This is a genomic window from Bacillus sp. 105MF, from assembly GCF_000374885.1.
Lineage (GTDB): Bacteria > Bacillota > Bacilli > Bacillales > Bacillaceae_G > Bacillus_A > Bacillus_A pseudomycoides.
Map to the genome: position 1 here is coordinate 1 of NZ_KB895576.1, position 20,345 is coordinate 20,345.

The 20,345-nt window shown below is 36.1% G+C and carries 21 protein-coding genes and 1 riboswitch; of the genes, 10 read left to right on the forward strand and 11 right to left on the reverse strand.

Going from position 1 to position 20,345, the window contains the following annotated elements:
• Window positions 1-522: 522 nt before the first annotated feature.
• Entirely contained in the window at window positions 523-1,281 is a 759-nt protein-coding gene (locus C564_RS0116455; protein ID WP_231382329.1) for a carbon-nitrogen family hydrolase, read from the reverse strand.
• A gap of 14 nt (window positions 1,282-1,295) precedes the next feature.
• Between C564_RS0116455 and C564_RS0116460 the strand changes: the two genes are divergently transcribed.
• The 6 genes from C564_RS0116460 (at window position 1,296) to C564_RS0116485 (ending at window position 6,342) form a co-directional block, all read left to right on the forward strand.
• On the forward strand, window positions 1,296-2,486 hold the full coding sequence (locus C564_RS0116460) for a pyridoxal phosphate-dependent aminotransferase (protein WP_018766072.1): 1,191 nt from the start codon (window positions 1,296-1,298) through the stop codon (window positions 2,484-2,486).
• 52 nt (window positions 2,487-2,538) lie between these two features.
• A riboswitch (SAM riboswitch) is annotated at window positions 2,539-2,644 on the forward strand.
• Window positions 2,645-2,708: 64 nt separating this feature from the next.
• A complete protein-coding gene (mtnW, locus tag C564_RS0116465) occupies window positions 2,709-3,953 on the forward strand; it encodes a 2,3-diketo-5-methylthiopentyl-1-phosphate enolase (RefSeq protein ID WP_018766073.1) in 1,245 nt (414 codons plus the stop codon).
• Window positions 3,950-4,609 carry a 2-hydroxy-3-keto-5-methylthiopentenyl-1-phosphate phosphatase gene (locus C564_RS0116470; RefSeq protein WP_018766074.1) on the forward strand — a complete coding sequence of 220 codons (660 nt, stop codon included), beginning with the start codon at window positions 3,950-3,952 and terminating at the stop codon, window positions 4,607-4,609. The genes mtnW and C564_RS0116470 overlap by 4 nt, the downstream gene beginning before the upstream one ends.
• Window positions 4,606-5,244: a methylthioribulose 1-phosphate dehydratase gene (locus C564_RS0116475; protein ID WP_018766075.1), complete on the forward strand. Its 639-nt coding sequence runs from the start codon at window positions 4,606-4,608 to the stop codon at window positions 5,242-5,244. Before C564_RS0116470 ends, C564_RS0116475 begins: the two co-directional genes overlap by 4 nt.
• Window positions 5,222-5,734 (forward strand): cupin domain-containing protein, encoded by a 513-nt coding sequence (locus tag C564_RS0116480; RefSeq protein ID WP_018766076.1) that lies wholly within the window; start codon window positions 5,222-5,224, stop codon window positions 5,732-5,734. Before C564_RS0116475 ends, C564_RS0116480 begins: the two co-directional genes overlap by 23 nt.
• Before the next feature lie 332 nt (window positions 5,735-6,066).
• On the forward strand, window positions 6,067-6,342 hold the full coding sequence (locus C564_RS0116485; protein ID WP_003199868.1) for a hypothetical protein: 276 nt from the start codon (window positions 6,067-6,069) through the stop codon (window positions 6,340-6,342).
• A 137-nt stretch (window positions 6,343-6,479) separates the two neighbouring features.
• Here C564_RS0116485 and C564_RS0116490 read toward each other — a convergent pair whose 3' ends face one another.
• The 4 genes from C564_RS0116490 to C564_RS0116505 form a co-directional block, all read right to left on the reverse strand.
• Window positions 6,480-6,812 carry a DUF3909 family protein gene (locus C564_RS0116490; protein WP_003199867.1) on the reverse strand — a complete coding sequence of 111 codons (333 nt, stop codon included), beginning with the start codon at window positions 6,810-6,812 and terminating at the stop codon, window positions 6,480-6,482.
• 4 nt (window positions 6,813-6,816) lie between these two features.
• Window positions 6,817-7,695, reverse strand: coding sequence for an NAD(P)-dependent oxidoreductase (locus C564_RS0116495; RefSeq protein WP_018766077.1), 879 nt, complete (start codon window positions 7,693-7,695; stop codon window positions 6,817-6,819).
• Between the two features lie 4 nt (window positions 7,696-7,699).
• Window positions 7,700-8,830: a serine hydrolase domain-containing protein gene (locus C564_RS0116500; protein ID WP_018766078.1), complete on the reverse strand. Its 1,131-nt coding sequence runs from the start codon at window positions 8,828-8,830 to the stop codon at window positions 7,700-7,702.
• A 91-nt stretch (window positions 8,831-8,921) separates the two neighbouring features.
• A complete protein-coding gene (locus tag C564_RS0116505) occupies window positions 8,922-10,214 on the reverse strand; it encodes a GGDEF domain-containing protein (protein WP_026008596.1) in 1,293 nt (430 codons plus the stop codon).
• Window positions 10,215-10,578: 364 nt separating this feature from the next.
• Here C564_RS0116505 and C564_RS0116510 point away from each other — a divergent pair, with 364 nt between their 5' ends.
• The 3 genes from C564_RS0116510 to C564_RS0116520 all read left to right on the forward strand — a co-directional run bounded on the left by C564_RS0116510 (window position 10,579) and on the right by C564_RS0116520 (window position 12,381).
• A complete protein-coding gene (locus C564_RS0116510) occupies window positions 10,579-11,196 on the forward strand; it encodes a nitroreductase family protein (protein ID WP_003199861.1) in 618 nt (205 codons plus the stop codon).
• A gap of 222 nt (window positions 11,197-11,418) precedes the next feature.
• Window positions 11,419-11,637: a hypothetical protein gene (locus C564_RS0116515; RefSeq protein WP_003200003.1), complete on the forward strand. Its 219-nt coding sequence runs from the start codon at window positions 11,419-11,421 to the stop codon at window positions 11,635-11,637.
• A gap of 372 nt (window positions 11,638-12,009) precedes the next feature.
• On the forward strand, window positions 12,010-12,381 hold the full coding sequence (locus C564_RS0116520; RefSeq protein ID WP_003208388.1) for a DUF3915 family protein: 372 nt from the start codon (window positions 12,010-12,012) through the stop codon (window positions 12,379-12,381).
• Window positions 12,382-12,478: 97 nt separating this feature from the next.
• Here the strand turns inward: C564_RS0116520 and ptsP are convergent, their stop codons facing one another.
• From ptsP to glcT, 4 genes are all read right to left on the reverse strand, one after another.
• On the reverse strand, window positions 12,479-14,191 hold the full coding sequence (gene ptsP, locus C564_RS0116525; RefSeq protein WP_003199999.1) for a phosphoenolpyruvate--protein phosphotransferase: 1,713 nt from the start codon (window positions 14,189-14,191) through the stop codon (window positions 12,479-12,481).
• Window positions 14,191-14,454: a phosphocarrier protein HPr gene (gene ptsH / locus C564_RS0116530; protein ID WP_000411078.1), complete on the reverse strand. Its 264-nt coding sequence runs from the start codon at window positions 14,452-14,454 to the stop codon at window positions 14,191-14,193. The genes ptsP and ptsH overlap by 1 nt, the downstream gene beginning before the upstream one ends.
• A gap of 135 nt (window positions 14,455-14,589) precedes the next feature.
• On the reverse strand, window positions 14,590-16,650 hold the full coding sequence (ptsG, locus tag C564_RS0116535) for a glucose-specific PTS transporter subunit IIBC (protein WP_006095858.1): 2,061 nt from the start codon (window positions 16,648-16,650) through the stop codon (window positions 14,590-14,592).
• Between the two features lie 336 nt (window positions 16,651-16,986).
• Window positions 16,987-17,835 (reverse strand): glucose PTS transporter transcription antiterminator GlcT, encoded by an 849-nt coding sequence (glcT, locus tag C564_RS0116540; RefSeq protein WP_018766080.1) that lies wholly within the window; start codon window positions 17,833-17,835, stop codon window positions 16,987-16,989.
• Between the two features lie 165 nt (window positions 17,836-18,000).
• On the opposite strand from glcT, the gene C564_RS0116545 reads away from it, so the two are divergent.
• Window positions 18,001-18,819 carry a Cof-type HAD-IIB family hydrolase gene (locus tag C564_RS0116545; RefSeq protein ID WP_018766081.1) on the forward strand — a complete coding sequence of 273 codons (819 nt, stop codon included), beginning with the start codon at window positions 18,001-18,003 and terminating at the stop codon, window positions 18,817-18,819.
• 74 nt (window positions 18,820-18,893) lie between these two features.
• Here C564_RS0116545 and phnF read toward each other — a convergent pair whose 3' ends face one another.
• Complete coding sequence (phnF, locus tag C564_RS0116550; RefSeq protein WP_077293862.1) at window positions 18,894-19,625, reverse strand: phosphonate metabolism transcriptional regulator PhnF; 732 nt, start codon at window positions 19,623-19,625, stop codon at window positions 18,894-18,896.
• A complete protein-coding gene (gene nagB, locus C564_RS0116555; protein WP_006095860.1) occupies window positions 19,555-20,343 on the reverse strand; it encodes a glucosamine-6-phosphate deaminase in 789 nt (262 codons plus the stop codon). Before nagB ends, phnF begins: the two co-directional genes overlap by 71 nt.
• Window positions 20,344-20,345 lie beyond the last annotated feature (2 nt).

Below are 20,345 nucleotides of genomic sequence, written 5' to 3' on the forward strand. Positions count from 1 at the left end.
GAACCACTTCATAGAGATGCAAGCCCTCGGTGTTGACAGCTTACCACGTTCCATCATTCCTATCTGTACATACACTGTTAGGCTTCTCCTATGAGCCTGCTACCTTGATATTGCCTATAACAATATATGGACTTTCATAAAGGAGAGTTTTACTCATCCACAGTAGCGACACTAACTGTGTCAGCATACCTTTCGATATGCTCCCGATATAGACCCGTACCATCAGAGATTCGTCTGCACTACTAAAACTCGCTAATAGTTCATCGTGCATCCTAACCATAAGTGTTTTGTAGACTTCCGGCTTATAGGTTACACCATCCACCTCTGGACAGCTTTCGTGTCTTTAAGACTTACGGTAGCTCTCAGCCGACTTCATCGAGCTTCATACAGTGAAGCCCTTGCCAACTTCACTGCATGTCGAAGGATTAAAGGAAGCCCTTCAAGGCGTTACCCTATCATTTGGCTTCTTGGAATGATAGTTCACTGTAGAACTGTAAGTTCGACAATGCCTAAGCTTTTCACTTAGGAACGTGTCGCGCCTCCCCATGGATCAACAATAAGAGAATGTCCAGCAAACATATTATCCGGATCCTCTCCTGCTCTATTACATGCAACCACATAACATTGATTTTCTACCGCTCTCGCTTGAAGAAGTAAACGCCAATGGGCTAAGCGAACAAGCGGCCATTCTGCTACAACGAATAATACATTTGCCCCTCTTACAGTATGAACACGCATCCATTCTGGAAAACGAATATCGTAACAAATTGTCCCCCCGCACTGCACATCATCTAACGTGAACTCACCGGTTCCATCACCAGCTATTAAATACTTATGTTCGTCCATTAACTGGAACAAATGTACTTTACTATATTCATTTTGCACTTCACCTTCGCGATTCACAACATACATCGTATTCGTAACACCTTGTTTTGTTTGCTTTGCAACAGAACCCCCAACAATATTCACCGCAAATTGCTTCGCCCATTCTGATAGAAGTTCTTTCGTTTGTATTCCTCCTTCATCTGCAATTTCAGGAAGTCGTTTTAAATCATAACCAGTCGTCCAAAGTTCTGGTAATACAATAACGTCTGGTTTTCTTTGCATCGCTTCTCCTATTTTTTTCTTTGCATTTTCAATATTTGTGTTCACATCACCAAAAGCAATATCCATTTGAATACATGCGACTTTCATTTTATCCGCCCCATTTTCAATTATTTTTTCTTTACAAAAACTTGGAAAGGTTATATCATTTGTCACTAGAATTGTAACAACTTTCAAAAGAGGTGGAAAGTATGAAACATTTTCAACCTTCCGAGATTGTAACATCCTTACCAACACAGTTTTTCGCTTCACTTGTTGCAAAAGTTAACAAAGTGGTTGAAGCAGGTCACGATGTTATCAATCTAGGGCAAGGCAATCCAGATCAACCAACACCGCCGCATATCGTAACAGCTTTACAACGTGCAGCAGAAAAAGCAATTCATCATAAATATCCGCCATTTCGCGGACATGAAAGCTTAAAAACAGCCGTTGCAACATTCTATGAACGTGAATATGGAGTCAAAGTAAACCCTAAAACAGAAGTTGCTGTTTTATTTGGCGGAAAAGCAGGGCTGGTTGAATTACCGATTTGTTTTACAAATCCTGGCGATCCAATTCTTGTACCCGATCCAGGATATCCTGACTATTTATCAGGTGTCGCTTTAGCAAAAGCAAAATTTGAAACGATGCCGTTATTAGCAGAAAATGATTTCTTACCAGATTACACTAAAATCGATGATACTATTGCCAAACAAGCGAAATTGATGTTTTTAAATTATCCTAACAATCCAACTGGTGCTGTCGCATCAAAAGAGTTCTTTGAGGAAACAATTACATTTGCAAATAAAAATGATATTTTAGTGGTTCATGACTTTGCTTATGGAGCAATTGGTTTTGATGGTAACAAGCCAACTAGCTTCTTACAAGCAAATGGCGCGAAAGATGTTGGCATTGAAATTTATACATTATCAAAAACATTTAATATGGCTGGTTGGCGCATCGCCTTTGCTATCGGTAACGAAAGTGTAATTGAAACAATCAATTTATTGCAAGATCATATGTATGTCAGCATTTTTGGCGCTGTACAAGAGGCTGCTCGTGAGGCACTATTAAGTTCACAATCTTGTGTAACTGAACTAGTTGATCGCTATGAATCTAGAAGAAATGCCCTTATTTCAGCTTGTCAATCAATCGGCTGGAATGTAGTCGCACCAAAAGGCTCTTTTTTCGCTTGGCTTCCCGTTCCCCATGGTTTTTCATCTGAACAGTTTGCCGATGTATTACTAGAACAAGCACATGTAGCAGTTGCACCTGGAGTCGGGTTCGGCAAACATGGCGAAGGCTACGTTCGTATTGGATTACTACATACAGAAGAGCGACTACAAGAAGCTGTTCAACGAATCCAGAAATTAAAAATTTTCAAAAAACCATTGACATTCTAAAAAAACTCTGTCAAAATTCAGATATCGTAAAAATTCAAACATTTCTAAATACTTCTTATCAAGAGCAGGTGGAGGGACGAGCCCGACGAAACCCGGCAACCGATCTACAATTGTAGGCACGGTGCTAATTCTCGCAGCATTACGCTGACAGATAAGGAGCTGGTTGTAAAAAAACCTCTCCTTAGCTGAGAGGTTTTTTTATTTAACTAGGAGGTTATAAAAATGAGTGGAATAACAGCAACCTATTTAATCCATGATGATTCTCATAATTTAAACCAAAAAGCAGAACAAATTGCTCTCGGTTTAACAATTGGTTCATGGACTCATTTACCACACTTATTACAAGAACAATTAAAACAACATAAAGGCAATGTCATTCATGTAGAACAATTAGAAGAACAAGAGCATGTAAATACGTATCTCGGAAAAAAAGCGACACGTGGACTCATTAAAATTCATTATCCATCACTAAATTTCAGCCCTGATTTACCAGCTATTTTGACAACAACATTTGGAAAATTATCACTAGATGGCGAAGTTAAACTGATTGATTTAACATTTTCAGATGACTTAAAAGAACATTTCCCTGGCCCTAAATTTGGCATTGAGGGCATTCGAAATCTCTTACAAATTCACGACCGTCCACTTCTGATGAGCATTTTCAAAGGAATGCTTGGACGCAATATAGGATATTTAAAAACACAGCTCCGTGATCAAGCAATTGGTGGTGTAGATATTGTAAAAGATGATGAAATTTTGTTTGAAAATCCATTAACACCGCTCACAAAACGAATTCATTCTGGAAAAGAAGTGTTACAGTCTGTATACGAAACATATGGTCATAAGACTTTATATGCAGTGAATTTAACAGGACGTACATATGATCTTAAAGAAAATGCAAAACGTGCCGCCACAGCTGGTGCAGATATTCTTCTGTTCAATGTATTCTCGTATGGATTAGATGTATTGCAATCACTTGCGGAAGATGATGATATATCGATTCCAATTATGGCACATCCTGCTGTAAGCGGCGCATACGCTTCATCGGAATTATATGGACTTTCTTATCCATTGCTACTTGGAAAGCTACTTCGTTATGCTGGTGCAGATTTCTCTTTATTTCCATCACCATACGGCAGTGTTGCATTAGAAAAAAAAGAAGCTCTTCTTATTACAAGTAAACTAACTAAAAAAGATCAATCTTTAAAACGAAGCTTTCCTGTTCCATCAGCTGGTATTCACCCTGGTTTTGTTCCGTTTATCCTTCGTAATTTTGGCAAGGATGTTGTCATTAACGCAGGTGGTGGTATTCATGGTCACCCAGCTGGAGCGCAAGGCGGTGGAAAAGCATTTCGAGCAGCAATTGATGCCACTTTGCAAAGAACACCATTGCATGAAGTAGATAACACTGATTTACATGCTGCACTGCAATTATGGGGGAATCCATCACGTGGGGTGAAACTATGAGTCTTCAAATTTTTTGTGACTTCGATGGTACGATTACGAACAATGATAATATCGTTGCGATTATGGAAAAATTCGCTCCACCAGAAGCCAAAACGATTAAACAAAAAATTCTATCACAAGAACTTTCTATTCAAGAAGGTGTAGGGGAATTGTTTTCTCTTTTACCTACAAGTTTACAAGATGACATCACTACTTTTATAAAAGAAGCAGCCGTGATTCGGGCTGGATTCCAAGAGTTTGCACAGTTTGTCCAAACAAATCAGATTTCACTTCATATTATATCAGGAGGAATGGATTTTTTCGTCTATCCTCTTCTCAAAGGGCTAATCAGCCCAGACCATATTTATTGCAATACGACTGATTTTTCAGGGGAAACAATTAAAGTAAACTGGCCTCACCCTTGCGATGAACATTGTAAAAACAACTGCGGTCTTTGCAAATCAACGCTAATTCAGCAATTAAGTTCAAACGGTGATTTTAACATTGTAATTGGAGATTCGATTACAGATTTACAAGCAGCAAAACTGGCTGATAAAGTATTCGCTCGTGATTTTCTCATTACAAAATGCCAAGAACATCAAATTTCCTATACAGTATTTGAAACGTTTTATGACATACAGACAGAAGTTCAGCAATTGTTGGAGGTAATAAAATGAGACAACTTTTTCGTCAATGGGAAGAATTGAGTAAATTAAAGAAAGAATTAACGGATCGCAACTGGTTTCCTGCTACAAGTGGAAACATTTCAATAAAAGTGAGTAACACTCCAATGACCTTTCTTATTACAGCAAGCGGAAGAGATAAAACGAAAACAACACCTAATGATTTTCTATTAGTTGATCAAACTGGAAAGGCTGTTTTAGAAACCGATTTACGCCCTTCAGCAGAAACATTGCTACACACTCATATTTATAATCATACAGAAGCTGAATGTGTCTTACATGTCCATACAATTGATAACAATGTAATTACAAACGTATACGACAAAGAAATCTCATTTTCTAATCAAGAAATCATTAAAGCTCTTAATATATGGGAAGAAGGAGCCACTATCAAAATTCCAATTATTGAAAATCACGCTCATATTCCAATGTTAGGAGAAGATTTCCGAAAACATATTCATGATGATGCTGGAGCTATATTGATTCGCAACCATGGCATTACCGTTTGGGGAAAAGATAGCTTTGATGCAAAGAAAAGATTAGAAGCATATGAGTTTTTATTCCAATTTCATATAAAACTATTATCAATTCAAGGAGGCGTTTCACATGGCGCAAATTCGTATTTATGAAATAAATACCCATATTGAAAATGAACAGGAAGTAAAGCAATTTTTACATGGAGAAGGCGTTTTATATGAAAAATGGGATATTTCAAAACTTCCTACTCATTTAAAAGAAAACTACTCCTTAACTGATGAAAACAAAAAAGAAATTTTAACAGTATTTTCCAATGAAATCACCGATGTTTCAGAACGTCGAGGTTATAAAGCACATGATGTTATTTCCCTTTCAAATGCAATACCTAACCTCGATGAGTTATTAATTAACTTTAAACAAGAGCATCATCATACTAATGATGAAGTTCGCTTTATCGTCAGTGGGCATGGTATCTTTGCTATCCAAGGCAAGGATGGTCGCTTCTTCGATGTTGAACTTGAGCCTGGTGATCTAATTTCTGTACCTGAAAATGCAAGACATTATTTCACATTACAAGATGATCGCCAAGTTGTAGCTATTCGTATTTTCGTTACAACAGAAGGCTGGGTTCCTATTTATTAAGGTAGTTAGTTGAATAAAAGGGATTGGATCCCCTTTTTCTTCCTTTTATTTACTCTACATATATACATCCTCCTATGGAACAGGCTTATTTCACGAATATGAAATAAGCCTGCTTTTTTATTTTCTCTCGCCTTGCAATATCTCCTGATGGATGAGGATTCATCATCAAAGGGGAATGGTTCCTCATGATATTTTTCATTTTATCAAGTATGTTTCTCAATAAATTTTGAACATTTTTTGAACTTTTTTCTGAAAATTCTGTTTAAATTATGATATAATACAAATAATAGAAAATGAATTGAACAGAAAACCGCAAAAAGAGGAGGAAGAACATGAATTTAATTATAGCACTTATACTTGGGGTTACTTGTGGAGCTATTCCTGCTATTCTCGGGGCAATTATGGAGGAATTAGAAATCGGTATGTTAGGTTTTGTCGCATCTTCTGTAAGCGCTTTACTTTTTGGTTTGTACGGTGCTATACCTATCGCTATTCTCTTTGCATTATATATATTACGTCACGCTCGTACAAAGCAATTTAGTCGCAATCATATGGCCAAAATCATTCCATTTCCAATCGAACGCTCTCGTCGTGCTTCTAGCTTATAATCCCATTACATTGTATCTCACATTTTTATATCCTCACAATACATCTACCTTAATACAACCTGCCTTTATCAAAATTAGCTTCCAATTTTCCTAAAAAATATATTAAACAAAATAAAAAGTCCTCAAACGAGGACTTTTTATTTATTATCTTCCAAAAACTGAAATAGTTCTTGTAAGTGAAGAGCATCTTCTCCGTAGCTAACAGATACATAACATACTCCATCAATTTCAGCATGCATATAAAGGTCAATACCTTCCCGATCATACTTTAAAGCTAAATAAAATTCCATTTCTTCTAACATCTTCTTTGATGTTCGAATCACGTAATGGCCGCTTTCATCACGTCCATATTCAAATGTTGGCTCAAAATCATACTTTTGTTTAAATGCTGCTTGTTGCTTATCATTGATTGGCATACAAGTCGCACGCTGTACAGCATCAATCATCCCGTCAAACTTTTCTAAATTCATCACATTACCCCCTTATATATTTCTTATACAACACCTGTGTGCCACTATCCTCTTCTCCCTCTTCTATTAATTCATCATATAGCTCTTTTGCTAGAGCTAATCCAGGTACAGGTAACTTTAACTTTTCAGCTTCATCTAACGCAATTTTTATATCCTTCATAAAATGTTTCACATAAAATCCTGGTGCAAAGTCCTCTTTTAACATACGTGGAGCTAAATTACTTAATGACCAACTACCAGCTGCTCCAGTTGAAATACTTTGTAGTACTTTCTCTTGATCTAAACCTGCTTTCTTTGCATACGCTACCGCTTCACAAACACCTATCATATTCGATGCAATTGCAATTTGATTACACATCTTTGTATGCTGTCCACTTCCCGCTGGCCCTTGTAACTGAACGTTCTCTCCTAGTTTTTCAAACAAAGGGAGACATACTTCATATACTTCTTGCTCTCCACCAATCATAATAGCAAGTCTGCCTTCTTTTGCTCCAATATCCCCTCCTGATACCGGAGCATCTAGCGTATGTACACTCTTTTTCTTTCCAGCTTCATATATACGTTTTGCTAACGTCGGTGTAGAGGTTGTAAAATCAATTGCAATTGTCCCTTCATTTGCATGTTCCAGAATTCCCTCTGTTCCAAAATAGATTTCTTCTACATCATGCGGATATCCTACCATCGTCATAACAACATCTACATTCTCCACCAATTCTTTTGGTGAATCACACCAATGTGCCCCTTCTTTTAATAAGGAAGTTGCTTTTTCTTTCGTACGGTTATACACATATACTGTATAACCACCTTGTAATAAATGATGTACCATACTTTTCCCCATAACACCTGTACCGATAAAACCAATTGATGAAATTACTTGTTTCATCTACTCATCTCCTTTGTTCTAATAAGTCGCTGACCATCTTCCGAAATTCCTTATTAAAATCATCATTTATGCCATTTTGCACATTTGAAAATAAAACAACAAACGTTCCCTTATCTTTATTAAAGTTATTAAATGTATTCCACCCAGCAACTACACCATGGTTATGAAAATAATCGGGATATATATAGAAACTAAATGCATATTTCTTTTCGGATGATGGTGTAAACATCACTTGTATACTTTTCTCTGAAAGAAGTTTTCCATTTATAATTGCTTCATCTAACTTCTTCATATCCCCAACTGTAGTATACATCTCACCACAGCCATATAGCCAGTTCATTGCTAATTTTGGTGCTGGTACAAGTACATTGTCTTTCTTTTTGTACCCTTGCGTGAAATGTTGCTCTCCTGGCACCATATTTCCCATACCTGATTCATGCATGTCCGCTCGTGCAAATATATTTTCCTTTACATATTCTCCTAAAGGCTTTTTAGATATATTTTCTATAATATAAGCAAGCACCATATAATTATAGTCACTGTATTTCCAACCAGTTCCTGGCGGAAAAGCTACTTGCTGCTTTCCAATCCAAGTAACCAAATTCAAACGTGATGCAGCATTCACTTTTCCCTTTCCCTTCTCTGGTAAACCAGAAGTATGTGTTAGAAGATGGTATAATGTGATATTTTTATCTGCTGGAAATAAAGGTATATATTTATTTACATTGTCCTGAATATTTAACTTTCCCTGCTCTTGCAACTGTAAAATCGATGTTGCCACAACTGTCTTAGTAATGGAACCAATGCGATATTTTGTTTGTGGTGTATTTTCAATTTCACTTTGAACATCTGCATATCCATACCCTTTATTCAGCACAACACGATCTTTATCTGTGACAAGAACCGTTCCATTAAAATCTTTATCTTTTAAATATTGATCTAACTTTTGTGCCACACTAGCATAATCAATTGGCGGTTCCTTTTTTTCTTCTAAATTATCCTGTAACTCAGACTCGACAGAAGGAGTTGCCTTCGAAGTTAATGCTTCTTGCTTCTTGGGTATATAAAAAAAGTAATATACACTTCCATATACTATAAAGCAAATCAAGACCATAATAATCAATTTTTTTATCATTCAAAAACCTCCGCAGTTACTTTCTTATAAATGGCCCCTCTTTCTATTATCGGGTAACAGAAAAAAATCGCAACACTTTGTTGCGAAAAAATCACATTTTTTCTTTTCTATATAAACGTACTTGGTTTTTTCCATTTTTTTTCGCTTCATATAAAGCAATATCTGCTCGCTGTATCAATTCTTCTTTTGTCATTCCTTGCTCATATAAAGCAACTCCAAAACTTGCGGTTAATTTTGAAATGCTAGAGAATTGTTTCGTTTCAATAAAAAAACGTAGCGATTCAGCAACTTGGAAAGCCTCTTTTTCCGTTGTATTTATTACTAATATAATAAATTTCTCTCCACCCCACCGCGCGAAAATATGTTGGGATGCTATTTTAGATTTCATCAGTTCGGCTAACTGAATTAATGCTAAATCACCAAAATCATGTCCATATGTGTCGTTCACTTTTTTAAAATCGTCTATATCAAAAAGAATAAGCGCCATCGTTTGATTTACTCGTTTCTCACTTTTCCATTTTTCTTCTAATAATTGTTGAAACTTCAAACGGTTGTATATTTCTGTTAAAGAATCAATTGCAGCAAGCTGTTCTTGCTCTTGATATAATTCATCTAATTCCGTAATATCTGTACACTTAACAATAAACCTAGACAAATCTTCCGGTACAGGTGTAGCACGTAATAAAAAAACAAATGCTTCGCCTTCATGACTATACATTTTTATTTTTCTCGCTTGCGTTAAAGAATCATCAAGCCAAGTTATATCGTGATTTGTTGCGTAATATCCATGTTCTTGAATAAAATGTTCCGCAAATACCATATGATTCTCATGATATGAAAATAAATTTTCATATCCAAAAAAACTCAAAAAGTTCGTATTACAGTCGACGATCTCATCATCTTCTACAATGAATAATAAATCATTTTGAAAATCAAACATCATTTGAAGAAGCTCTTGTTGAATAGTCACTTGTTGCAATAGTGATAATTGATAGAGACTTTTGTTTACCTCTTCCAGCACAACCTGTGGTGTAACAGGAGCTATAACAATATTTCGTACTCCTATTGTAAGCAACTCTACAAATTTTGAAGTCACCGGCTGATCCCAGATAACAATAAAAGAACTCATCGAATTATATATGTGTTTTATATACTCTACTTGTGCACCATTCGACACATAAATGATCACAATTTGTGGTCGCACTTTTTCAAATAACATTTCCCCTTCTTCAAAACTATTTGCTATAAACATACATTTTGGATGTATATCATCAATCGTATACTGGTGATTACATCCTTCTTCTATATAAAGTACATTTACATGGAGATCCTGTAATACATTTTGAAAAACCGTATTCTCTAATAAAAAATGTAGTATGTTCACCACTGGTCTTCACTCACTTCATATATCCTGTTCTACTGAATTCTTCACTTTCCTTTTCTATAAGGGGCCGTTATCAAAAGAACTCGATTGGTGAGGGCTGAGCATCAGCAGGAACAAAGAACTCTCCCACTGACAGGAGCTTCACTTTACATATTTCTTCTTGATCTGCGAATCATCTTTTTATTGTATGACTACATGAATGACAGCGATTGTACGAATGTCCCCTTTTTCTTCTATTCTCAACAACTTGACAATTAAAATAAAGATATTATATTCTTTTACAGTGATAACTTACAAAATGTAAGTACAAAATTGTTACATATGGTATTTTTTATAAATCCACATAAAACTTAGGAGGCATATTATGACACAGCAAGATTTCTTTACTGTTCTATATGAACGAACATCTAATCGTGCATTCAATTCTGAAAAAGAAATTTCAAAAGAGGAATTACAAGAAATTTTGAAAGCAGCTGGTCAAGCACCATCAGCTTGGAACTTACAACATTGGAAGTTTCTTGTTTTCCAAGGTAAAGATGTACAAAGCCGTTTACATCCAATCGCTTATAATCAACAACAAATTCTTGATGCTTCTGCAGTAGTCGCTATTTTAGGTGATCTAGAAGCAAATAAAAACATCGATTCTGTATATGGACCTATCGTAGAGCAAGGATTTATGAAAGAAGAAGCTAAAGAACGTTTGGCACAAAATATTGAATCTGCATATAAGCGTGAACAATATCCACGAGATGCAGCCTTCTCTAATGCATCCTTAGCCGCAATGCAACTTATGCTTGCAGCTAAGGCAACTGGCTGGGACACTTGTGCAATCGGTGGATTTAACCCACAAGCACTAATGGAAGAATTTAATGTTTCTTCTCGTTATGTACCTATCATGCTAATTACAATTGGTGAATCTACATTAAAAGGACATCCAGCACCACGTATGAATGTCGAACAAGTAACGGAATGGGCAAAGTAAACAGCCCCACAATAACATAAAAAAACGAAGGGTATCTCCCTTCGTTTTTTTATGTTATTTCTTTGTAATATTCCAACATATATGAACAGTAGTTTATTTCTCTATCCCCTTTAAAATCACAGTATTTTGTCGAATTTTGTTATACAATGAAATATAAAGGATGTATTTTTGTTACAATTATGATACAATAGTAACAAATAGATAACAAGAGAGGGATTTTCATTGAATTCATATGGAAGCTTTATTGCATTTTTAAGCTATGCCGTAACTGTACTGCTTCTATACTTTATTGGAGATGCCACAAATATTACAATGCTACAATTCCCAAAAGAAAAAGCACTCCAGCTAGAAGAAGGATTACATATCTCACAGTCTATCGTACCATTACTGTTGGCTCTTCCCGTATATGCAATCGTTTTATATAAAAGTAAAAAAGTGTAAAGGATACCTCGTTATAAATAAAGGTATCCTTTTCTATGTATCCAGTTATGCGTGGATAGTAAGACTCACCTAAAGATTTTTATTGATTCAAAGATGATCATAACCAGTGGGGGTCTTACTGCCCTCAAATAGCGGGATAAATAAGGAAAAACTACCCGTGAATTTCAGATCCTTGAATAAAGAAAAAAAAACAATAATAAAAGTTTCGACCTCCCTCCCCCTGTCATTTATCCTTATCCAAATACCATTAAGTACAAATACCCATCTAGTTATTTAAAATAAGAAAATATCCCAGTAAAAATTCCACGTTCGGTCCAATCACCACATATACAACTTACATACATTATAAGTGTGAAGGGGGTGATGAGAATTATGTTTGGATCTTTTGGATGTCGTGAAGATTTTAGAGAATGTCATCGTGGTCATTGCTGTGATCGTGATCGTGAAAGAGAAAGAGAAAGAGAAAGAGAAAGAGAAAGAGAAAAAGAAAAAGAAAGACACCATGTATGTAATGTCCTTAGACACATTGCAATCGGAACAGAAATTTCTCTTTTAACTATTAAAGGTAACGTTACTTTCAGAAATGTTATTTTTGAAGGGTTTTCTAACGGCGTTGCTCTTTTCTCCGCTTTAAATATGGGAGATAATAAAGATAATAAAGATAATCAAAATAACATGAACGCAACTAAATTTACAGGTCTTTTACGTGTTTGCCCAGAGGATATCATAGCAATCGCTATCTAATTCTGCTTCGTATCCTCAAAATCATAAAAATCAAATCTAAATTTAGTATAAAAAAAACCTGAGACCGATTTCAATCGGCTCAGGTTTTCTTTTATTATTAGATGCTTTTAACTAATTCAACAACTTCTTCAGCAGTTGACATTGTTAATGCTTTTTGTGCTAACTCTTCCATTTGTGCTTTTGACAACTTGCTTAGTTGTGTTCTTGCAGGAAGGATAGATGTTGCACTCATACTGAATTCATCTAATCCTAATCCAAGTAGTAACGGGATTGCAAGTGAATCTCCTGCCATCTCACCACACATACCAGCCCATTTTCCTTCTTTATGAGCAGCATCGATAACCATTTTTACAAGGCGTAAAATAGATGGATTATACGGTTGGTATAAGTAAGATACACGTTCATTCATACGGTCTGCAGCCATTGTGTATTGGATTAGGTCGTTTGTTCCGATAGAGAAGAAATCAACTTCTTTTGCAAACTGATCTGCTAATACTGCAGAAGCGGGGATTTCTACCATCATACCTACTTCAATAGCATCAGAAACAGTTGTACCAGCTTGAACAAGTCTTTCTTTCTCTTCTAATAAAATTGCTTTTGCTTGACGGAATTCATCAAGAGTTGCAATCATTGGGAACATAATTTTTAAATTACCATATACGCTTGCACGAAGTAATGCACGAAGTTGTGTACGGAACACATCTTGTTCTTCAAGGCATAAGCGAATCGCACGGTAACCTAAGAATGGGTTCATTTCTTTTGGTAAATGTAAGTATGGAAGCTCTTTATCTCCACCGATGTCAAGTGTACGAACAACAACTGGTTGATCTGCTTTTACACCTTCAAGAACTGCTTTATATGCTTCGAACTGCTCTTCTTCTGTTGGAAGATTGTCACGACCCATATATAAGAATTCTGTACGGTATAAACCAACGCCTTCTCCACCATTGTCGATGATACCTTGTACATCATTTGGTGTTCCGATGTTTGCAACAAGCTCAACATGATGCCCATCACTTGTTACAGTTGCTTGATCTTTTAATTTCGCCCATTCAACTTTTTGTTCTTCGAATTTTGCTTTCTTTTCTTCGAAAGTACGAAGCGTTTCTTCAGATGGGTTTACAATTACTTCTCCATCTAGACCGTCGATAATTACGATATCACCGTTTTGGATTTTCTCCATAACAACTTTCGTACCAACAACAGCTGGAATTTCCATAGAACGAGCCATAATTGCAGAGTGAGATGTACGTCCACCAATATCAGTCGTGAAACCTTTTGCATAGTTACGGTTTAATTGTGCTGTATCAGATGGTGTTAAATCTTCAGCAATAATAATTACTTCTTCAGAAATCGTACTTGGATTTGAGAAATTAATTCCTAGTAAATGTGCAAGAACGCGTTTTGTTACGTCGCGAATATCCGCTGCACGCTCTTTCATATATTCATTATCCATGTTTTCAAACATAGTAATGAACATTGTTGCAACTTCGTCCATTGCAAATTCAGCATTTACTTTTTCATTATTTACTTTATCTTTTACTGGATTTACTAGTTCTGGATCATTCAATACTAGTAAATGTGCTTCAAAGATAGCAGCTTTATCAGCACCAAGCTCAGCAAAAGCATGGTCTTTAATTGCTTCTAGTTCAGATTTTGCTTTCTCAAGCGCAGCGTCTAAGCGTACAATTTCTGCAGCTTCGTTCGTAATCGTTTTCTTTTCAATGTTAAATTCAGGATTCTCAAGTCTGAAAGCCTTCGCAATAGCAATCCCACTTGATGCAGCGATCCCTTGAATATTAAGAGTCATTATTCTCCTAATCCTTCGTTTTTCATAGTTTCTTCGATAGCTGCTAGTGCTTGAGCTGCATCATCACCATTTGCAGTGATTTTAATTTCTGCGCCTTGTTGAATACCTAAAGACATAACACCCATGATTGATTTTAAGTTAACGTTTTTACCGTTATACTCTAAGTTAATATCAGCACCGAATTTGCTTGCAGTGTTTACAAGTAGAGTTGCTGGACGAGCATGAATCCCTGAGTCGCTAGTTACTTTAAAGATTTTTTCCATAATAATCTATCTCCTTTAAATACAGTATTTTTTCAGTTGTATAGACGTGAGTACTACATCATCTATTGTATATAATAGGCGATGTTCGGTCAACCACATCGCCCATTATAATTATAGACATTTTGCGTCAATTTCTTACTGAATGTCAATAATATCGGCTTCGCCTTTCTTGACATTGCCTTCTTTTTTCAATTCAACTTGTTGTCCTTGTCCTAAATTCGTAAAAATAATTGGTGTAATAATAGATGGTGCATTTTCTTTTACAAATGCGATATCTACTTTCAATAATGGTTGTCCTTGTTTCACTTTATCACCTTGCGTGACAAGTGCTTCAAAACCTTCACCATTTAATTTTACAGTATCAATACCGAAGTGAATTAAAATTTCTTTTCCACCTTCAGATTGAATACCAATTGCATGTTTTGTTGGGAAGACATTGACAATCTCACCGTCAACTGGAGAAACGACTGTTCCTTCTGCTGGCTCAATTGCGAATCCATCTCCCATCATTTTCCCTGAAAATACTTGATCAGGAACTTCTGTAATCGGTAGAATTTTACCTTCAATCGGAGATACAATTGTTTCATTTGTATCCGCTTTTTGTACAGTTTCTTCTACTTTTACAGGTTTTTCTTTTTCAACATGAGGTGTACGACCCGACATAATATCATGAATTTGTGATTTTAATGTGTCAGATTTTGGTCCAAAAATAGCTTGAATGTTATTTCCTACTTCAAGCACTCCCGCTGCCCCAAGTTCTTTCAAACGATCTTTGTTTACATTTTTTTGTTCGTTAACTTGAACACGTAAACGTGTAATACAAGCATCTAAAGAAGCAATATTCTCTTTACCACCAAGCGCTACTAATACTTCACGTGGAAGTTCACCTGCTTCTGTTTTCCCTGCGCCATCAGTATCTGTTGTTACTTCACGACCAGGTGTTTTTAGATCCCATTTGCGGATTGCAAAGCGGAATCCGAAGTAGTAAATTACTGCAAGTGCAAGACCAACAACAATTACCCACCACCATGCTGTACGGCCTGGTAAGACACCAAATAGCATAAAGTCAATTAAACCACCAGAGAATGTCATCCCAATTTTAACACCTAAAATGTGCATTGTCATAAACGATAAACCAGCAAATATAGCATGTATTCCGAACAATACTGGTGCTACGAATAAGAATGAAAATTCAAGTGGTTCTGTAATACCTGTTAGGAAAGATGTTAACGCAGCAGATCCTAAAATACCAGCTGCTAATTTTTTATTTTCTGGACGTGCTTCATGATACATTGCTAAAGCTGCTGCTGGAAGACCGAACATCATGAACGGATATTTACCTGTTGTAAATGTACCAGCTGTTAACTCAACACCATCTTTTAATTGTGCCATAAAGATCTTTTGGTCACCGTGGATAATGTCACCCGCCGCACTTGTATATTGACCAAACTCAAACCAGAATGGTGCATAGAAAATATGATGTAATCCAAATGGAATTAAAGAACGCTCAATTAAACCAAACACAAATGCCGCTAACGTTTTATTCGCATCGATCATTTGATGTGAGAATGCATTCAAACCACCTTGAATTGTCGGCCAAATAAAGCACATTACAATCCCTAAAAGTAAAGAGAATGTTGCTGTTGCGATCGGTACGAAACGCTTACCTGCAAAGAATCCTAAGTATGATGGTAATTCAATATTGAAGTATTTATTATAGCAATATGCTGCTAATATCCCGACAAGAATACCCCCAAACACTCCCGTTTGAAGTGTCGGAATACCTAATACATTTGCATACGCTTGATCTGTAAAACCAGTTTTAACTGGAACTTTGTCACTTACAATTGTAACAAATTTTTCTACTCCTAAGAATACGCTCATCGTTTTGTTCATAATTAAGTATCCAACGAAGGCTGCTAACCCAGCTACTCCGTCTCCACCTGCTAATCCGATGGCAACCCCTACTGCGAATAATAATGCAAGGTTTGCGAAAATAATATCACCAGATTGTTCCATAATTTTTGCAACTAGAACAAACCAATCTGCCTTTAAAGCAGGAACTAGATTTGTTAACTGTGGATTTTGAAATGCATTACCAAATCCAAGTAAAATACCTGCAGCCGGTAAAATTGCTACTGGAAGCATAAGCGCTTTTCCGACTTTTTGAAGAACACCAAAGATATTCTTAAACATGAAAACCCTTCCTCTCTTATCTATATTGTGCTTTTCGACAAACGCCAAAAAGGCATGAGGAAAAAAAGATAGAACGATAGCTATACAAAGGGTAGTATGTCCCTTTCTCTAGCTTACATTCCTGACTTTTCTCCACTCATGCCTGATCGAATCAGTAACACGTGTCAAAAATAGGTTTACGTATAAGTTCACTACTTTAGAGCAAACGTTTTCGTTGTTTGCCTTAACTTGTTTGTCGAATTTTGTATAACTTTGCATGACTTATTATACAAAACAATTGTAAGCGATTCAATCATTTTTTTTAACGTTTTCATTTTAGACAAAAATATATGTCTTTTACACATGTTCTGCTTTTACTAATCTTTGCAAATGCATCGTTAAATAAATACTCTCCGCTTCATATACTGGGAGCTGTAATTCTTTCTGCATCACCTTCACAAGCTTCCAAGCTAGATTATAACAAACTGGATACTCTGCTTTTAATAACTCAGCAAACCCTTGTGCTTCTTCTACCTTCTCTCCCTTTTTCACTCGTTCAATTGCATATTGTAAATGACGAATAAGGCGTAAATAATGAATACTTTCTGGATCTAATGTAAGGTGTAGATTTGTTTCAATTAATGAAACAAGCTTTGCAATAAGACGGGAGTTTTGATTAACAGCAGATACATCAGAATTTGTGAGTGAACTATAAATATGAAGTGCAATAAAGCCAATTTCCCCTTCTGGCAATGTAATTTGCAAATGGGAATTTAAAAGTTGTACAACTCCTTCAGCAATTTTGTACTCTTCTGGATACAGCATTTTTGTTTCAACTAAAAAAGGATTATCTATTGTAAAGCCCTGTTTCAGTCTTTTAATTGCAAAAGAAATATGATCGGTTAAGGCAATATGAATATGCTCGTTTAATGGTGACTGCGCCTTTTCTTGAATATACATCATAATATCGTTCATCAGTTCAATTAACTTTTCGCTCACATGTGGCACTAAAAGCTTATATTGTTCACGGTCACGTTCATTTTTTAAAACAAACATTTTTTCAATTTGCTCCGCCTTTAATACATCTTTCGTTTTCTTTCCAAATCCAATTCCCTTGCCAATCACTACTACTTCCTCGTGTTCCTGATGACTCGCAATGATTACATTATTATTTAAAACTTTTTTAATTTCTAGATAACTATTCATATAACACCACCCTCGTACTTAAATAGCCTACTTTTATGTTACAGAACATCCTTCTTTTTCGTCAATGCAAAACATCTACCATTTTAGAAAAATTCATTTTTTAGACATGATTGCACGAGATGCGTATAATGTAAGAGCAAATGTACATAGAAAGGAGAATGCAACATGATTAAAATGTTTGTAAGCGATATTGACGGCACAATGATGCAACATGGCGGCATGATTGATGAGCAAGATGTTACAGCTCTTCGCAATCTTGCAGAACAAAATGTGATTCTTTGTTTCGCCTCCGGTAGGCTTGATAATGAAATCGCTGGTTTAATGAAAGAGGTTGGTACCAACTTCCATCGCATTAGCGTAAATGGTGTATTCGTATATACCCATGAGAATAAACAATTATTGTCTGCAACATTTGATTCGAGCATTTTGCCAGATTTGTTAGCGATGACGAAAGAAGAACCGTATTTTCGTTATGTAAGTGATGAATATAATTATTACATTGAGGAAAAAACACCATTTATTCATGAACTTGAGAAACAAGTTACAATGACTTCTGTTGAAGAACCAAACTTATTACAAAAAATTGATGATACAATTTTTCCTAATAAAATTTCTGTTGGAGGCACAAAAGAAGACTTACAAGTACTTCAGAAAAAAATCAATGAGAAATTTAGCGGCAAAGTCAGTACCTTTATCTCCGCTGAACAATGCTTAGATGTCATGCCACCAAATATTAGCAAAGGATCAGCAATCTCTATTTTATTACAAGAGTTCCAAATAGAACCTGAAGAAATTGCTTGTATCGGTGATTCTTACAATGATATTCCTATGTTCAATTTAACATCTCATAGCTTTGCCATGTCACAAGCTGACGATGCAGTGAAAGAACATGCACATTATGTCGTAGGCTCTGTAAAAGACGCTGTAGAACACGTGATAACTTACAACTCAAAACAAAACAAAAATACGACTCATTCCCTGTAAGGATGAGTCGTATTTTTGTTTCTCTACATACCCAATGAATTGAAAGTTTAATGTATTTCACAAAATAAAATACACTACTTGTTTCGTGAAATACTCGTAATGAACTTATAACGATCACCACGATAAATACATTTCACATATTCTAACGGTAATTCACCTTCTGCATATGACCATTGTCTCATTACAAGCACAGGTGCTTTTTTAGGTATATGCAGATGTTCCGCTTCATCATCCGTTGCAATTGAAGCTTCAATTGCTTGGGTAGCACGAACAAGTTTAAAGCCTAACTTTTTCTCTAAATGTTCGTATAAAGATTGTTGCAAAATTTCTTCGTTAATATCTTTTACAAGAGTTGGCGACAAATATGTCGTCTCAAAAGCAATCGGTTCGTCATCGGCTAAGCGGATACGCCTCACTTCATACACCGATTCCCCCTCTTGAATTCTAAGCCGGTCTGCTATTTTAGCAGTAGCTGAAACTAGGCGGAAGCTTAATAACTGACTGCTCGGTTTCATACCACGGGAAAGCATATCCTCTGTAAATCCCGTCATCCCTTGCAGTTTTTGCTCCACTTTTGGAAGCTGAACAAACGTTCCAATTCCACGCTTTCGATATAAATACCCTTGTTCCACTAAATTATTAATTGCCTGTCTGATCGTCATGCGACTTACTTCGAACTTATCACAAAGTTCATTCTCAGATGGAATTTTATCTCCCGGCGTCCATTCACCGTCCTCAATTAGCTGTTTCACCCACTCTTGAATCTGATAATAGATCGGAAATGGTGAATACTTGTCGATGTTCATCAGCAATCGCCTCACTGCATAAAGATAGAGCTTCTGGATCTGCGATTACGGTTACATTCGGATGACGTTGCAGCACTGTAGCAGGACACGCTTCGCTATACTCACCTTGCAATAATTCTCTGATTGCTTCTGCTTTTTTTGGTCCCATAGCAACAAGTAGAATTTGTTTCGCTTTCATGATGCTTCCAATCCCCATTGTAATTGCATGAGTTGGTACATCTTCTTCTTTTTCAAAGAAACGAAGGTTTGCTTGGCGTGTAGACTCTGTTAATTCAACAATGTTAGTTGGAGAATCAAAAGATGTTCCTGGTTCGTTAAATCCGATGTGACCGTTTTCACCGATTCCAAGAATCTGTAGATCAACTGGGTTAGCTGCTAGAATGCCTTCATAACGCTTGCACTCTTCTTCTAAATCACTTGCCATCCCGTTTGGTACATAAGTTTCTTTAAAGGGAAGATGATTAAACAACTGTTCTTGCATAAAATAATGATAGCTGTTTTTATCTTCATGTGGTAAATTTACGTACTCATCTAAGTTTACAGTGGTTACACGGCTTGTATCAAGTTTATTTTTTCGCATTTCTGCATAAATACCAAGTGGAGAGCTTCCTGTAGCCATTCCTAACGTTGGATTTTCCTTTGATTTTACAACTTCTTCAATTAATTTACAACCTGCTTCTGCTAATTCTTCTGGCGTTTTTACAACAAGAATATTCATCT